The organism is Microcystis sp. M53602_WE12, assembly GCF_030065455.1.
Taxonomy (GTDB): Bacteria; Cyanobacteriota; Cyanobacteriia; order Cyanobacteriales; family Microcystaceae; genus Microcystis; species Microcystis aeruginosa.
This window is the reverse complement of sequence record NZ_JASJFB010000097.1, coordinates 1-3758: the sequence shown is the minus strand read 5'-3', so window position 1 is coordinate 3758 and position 3758 is coordinate 1. Positions and strand designations below refer to the sequence as shown.

The window sequence follows — 3758 nt, the reverse complement described above, 5'->3', positions numbered from 1 at the left end:
CACCCCACACCCCACTTCCCCACTTCCCCACTTCCCCACTTCCCCACTTCCCCACACCCCACACCCCACACCCCACACCCCAAAAAAACAACCCGCGGCAGTTAACCGCGAGTTATTTTTGGTTAAAATCGGATAATTACTGAACGGTAATCGTTCCGACCATACCGGCGCCGCGATGGGGTTCGCAGTAGTAGGTGTAAGTACCCGGTTCGCTGAAAGTGCTTTCAAAGGACTCACCAGCGGAAAAAGCCAGACCTTTATGGGATAATTTAGCAGCTTGGGCTTCGGGAACCTTGGTGCTATCGAAAACTATGTTATGGGGAGAAAGTTTGTTATTGACCCATTTCACCGTATCTCCTGCTTTAATAGTGAGGGCGGGGGGATCAAATTGTAGTGTACCTGCATCACCGCCCATCTTCACCGTGAAGGTTTCCGCAGCAGCGGCGGCAGTGTTGAAGAAGAAGCTAGAGACGACTAGCACCAGGGTAGCGACCAATAAACCTAATTTTTTCATGCTTGTTAATCCTTTACACGAGGGAAGATGACAAGTTTGACAGCCTGTCTTTTGACAAAAAAGTAAAAGTTTGCTTTTAACTGTCCCATTGATTAATTCTACACCAAGTTTGACAGCTTGTCTTTTGACAAGAAAACCGGTTTTTTCTGACCATGGTTGGGGAATTTCTTAAGAAATAGAGGAGAACCTATCGTGAAAAGACTATTAATTTCCCTGTGCTTGCTCTTGGCTGTGGTTACTTTCGGTATGGCTCGTCCCGCTTTAGCTGATGGGGCTTCGATTTTCAGTGCTAACTGCGCTTCCTGCCACATGGGCGGTAAAAACGTGGTTAATGCCGCTAAAACCCTGAAAAAAGAAGATTTAGTTAAATACGGCAAAGATTCCGTTGAAGCTATCGTTACCCAAGTTACCAAAGGTATGGGGGCGATGCCCGCTTTCGGTGGTCGTCTCAGCGCTGAAGATATCGAAGCTGTAGCTAACTATGTCCTCGCTCAAGCGGAAAAAGGCTGGTAAAAGTTAGTTATCGGTGGCGAGTTATCCGTTGTCAGTCTGGTAAGAATTGTAGCGATCGAAATTCTTGGGTCATTTGCTGGCTTAAAATAGCTAATGGTTCATCTCGGGACAAGGTTGTGAAATTGCGATCGTTTTTCTATATTTTAGGTGCGACGGTAATCATTCTCCTAGTAGTCGCTACAGCCAGTTTTGCTTGGATTCTCGCCGATAGTCCTCTGTCTTTGCTCAAAGGTGGGGTGCTGCGGGAACCGGCGGCGGCGATTTTTGTGCCGAAACAGGCCCCGGTTATGGTATCCTTGCTGGTCAATCCCGAACGTTTAGAGTCTTTTGGTCAATTAATCGCTACACCGGCTAATCGACGACGTTCCCACCAAGAAATTAAGGATTTAGAAAAAAGTCTGCTCGGTAAAACGGGATTAAATTATCAAAAGGAAATCAAACCCTGGTTAGGGGAAGAAATTACCCTCGCTGTTACTTCCCTAGATTTCGATCGCGATACCGATAATGGTATCCAACCGGGTTATCTTTTGGCAATTCAAAGTAAAGATGGTGAACGCGCTAAGGAATTTCTGCAAGCTTCCTACTCAAAACAGGCGGTTTCGGGCAAATTTGACCTCGTTTTTGAACTCTACAAGGGAGTTAACCTCATTTATCAACGTCCCTTGACCGCAGGAGATAATAATCGTTTTCTCGCTAGTGCCGTGGTGGGTGATACGGTGCTTTTTGCCAATAATATCAAGGTTTTGCGCGAGGCACTTAATAACGTGCAAGTACCGGATTTAAACCTAAAAAATAGCCCCGATTACCGAGAAGCCCTCAAAAATATCACCGAACCGCGTATAGCTATCGTTTACGGCAATTTACCCCCGTTATCGGCTTGGATAGCTAATCAACCCGTCCCGGAGAGTCCCGAAGCAAAACAACGATTAGCCACGGCTTTTACCCTCAAATCCGGGGGAATAGTCGCTCAAACCGCCTTAATTGGAGTCTTAGGACAGGATGACCAAGCACCAATTTTATCTAGTCCCGTGGGAGCATTATCTTTTATCGGCGAAAATAGCCTTTTAGTCGCCGCTAGTCGGGATTTAAATCGGTTTTGGACTCAGGTAGAGGAGGGGTTAGAAGCAGATAGTCCCCTACAGGAATTAATAACACAGGTCTTAAACCGCTTCCAGTCGCCTTTAGGTTTAAATTTGCCTGAAGACGTTTTTAGCTGGGTTAGAGGCGAATATAGCCTCGCTCTCGTGCCTAGTTCAAAGGGGATGGAACCCGATAGTGTTTTTGTAGGGGAACGGGTGATGGGGGTAGAGGTGGACAGTGCGATCTCTCATTTGGATGAGTTGGCCCGCAGTCGCGGCTATAATGTGATTAATCTGCCTTTACTCGATCGATCGGTGACAGCTTGGACAAAGTTAACCACGGCGGTCCCGGGAGGAAAAGCGCAACTAGAGACGCTCGTGACGGGAGTGCATACTAGGGTCGATAATTATGAAATTATCGCTAGTTCTGTGGAAGCGATGGGTTTAGCTTTATCTGCACAGAAAAACCCCATCTTAAGTAGTGGTAAGTTTCGACAGGCAATTACTGCTTTACCCGCAGAAAATGATGGTTATTTTTACGTCGATTGGCGACAATTGCAACCGGTAATCGAGGCAAAATTCCCGATCGTGCGGGTGTTAGAATTATCGATTAAGCCTTTATTTAATAATCTGCGTTCTCTTACTATTAGCAGCCAAGGTAGCGAAAATTCTGTGCGTCGGGGAACGATTTTCTTTAACTTGGGAGTGAAATCTTAATCAGTTATCAGTTATCAGATAGAAGCTTGTAGGTTTGGTTGAGCGATTTAATACTTAGGAGAAATTTGACAGCTTGTAGGTTGGGTTGAGCGCTTTAATACTTAGGGGAAACCTTCTCGATTCAATGGTTTGAGCGAAACCCAACATTCTTGACGACATTGGTGTGGTTGGGTTTCCCTCAAGCGTCGCTAATATTTGACAGACAAAAGTTATTATTGCTCAAGTCAACCTACGGTTAGTATGTTAAAGTGCATAACAAGTATGGAAAAGCCAAATTATTTTGGATGAGCTTGCAAAATTCGCTTTACTGTTTAAACCATGACTACTATCACAATTGTTCCAGAATTTGCAGGAAAAACCTTGACATATAAAGCAATTTGTGGCAACCAAGAAACAAGTGGTTTGACTCCAGGTCAAGCACTGGATCTTATGGAAACAAGTTTAACTGCTGAAGGTGAAAATATGGGTGAGACATTAGTGATTTTACAGCGTTTCCGTCCTGATAATTTATTCAGCAAACAGCAACAAGAACGTTTACAAGAACTGATGGAAGAATTTCATCAATAATACATTGTTCCTTGGTTTGACCACCATTCTATTTCTGTCTCTTTCTTCTCGTTCTTCTCGTTCTTCTCTTTCTCTTTCTTCTATGTATCTTTCTTCTCGTTCTTTTCTTTCTCGGATGGCTTCTATACGCTGTTCAGCTAGTTTTTTAAACTGAGGAAACATGGTGACAAGTTTTTTAAGTTCATCTAATTCGTATTTTTTTGATGTACTATTAACAAGGTAAGAAACATTGGCTCTTCGGGAATTGTTATGCAAATAATTAACTTAAAATAAAATTCGATGAGAGCAACTACGCTCAAAAGTAGCTGAAATTCATACAGGAAAGGACTTAAGGCACAAATAGGTTAATACCAAAAGATAGACAATTG

Annotated in this window: 4 protein-coding genes; 3 read left to right on the top strand and 1 reads right to left on the bottom strand. The window is 43.7% G+C overall.

What is annotated here, in order from left to right; all coding sequences use genetic code 11:
- Window positions 1-136: 136 nt before the first annotated feature.
- A complete protein-coding gene (gene petE, locus PX482_RS04150; RefSeq protein WP_002762125.1) occupies window positions 137-514 on the bottom strand; it encodes a plastocyanin in 378 nt (125 codons plus the stop codon).
- A gap of 192 nt (window positions 515-706) precedes the next feature.
- On the opposite strand from petE, the gene petJ reads away from it, so the two are divergent.
- The 3 genes from petJ (at window position 707) to PX482_RS04135 (ending at window position 3390) form a co-directional block, all read left to right on the top strand.
- Entirely contained in the window at window positions 707-1027 is a 321-nt protein-coding gene (gene petJ, locus PX482_RS04145; RefSeq protein ID WP_002732729.1) for a cytochrome c6 PetJ, read from the top strand.
- Between the two features lie 116 nt (window positions 1028-1143).
- On the top strand, window positions 1144-2823 hold the full coding sequence (locus PX482_RS04140) for a DUF3352 domain-containing protein (protein WP_288122093.1): 1680 nt from the start codon (window positions 1144-1146) through the stop codon (window positions 2821-2823).
- 318 nt (window positions 2824-3141) lie between these two features.
- Window positions 3142-3390, top strand: a complete 249-nt coding sequence (locus PX482_RS04135) for a hypothetical protein (RefSeq protein WP_002762121.1) — start codon at window positions 3142-3144, stop codon at window positions 3388-3390.
- Window positions 3391-3758: the final 368 nt, after the last annotated feature.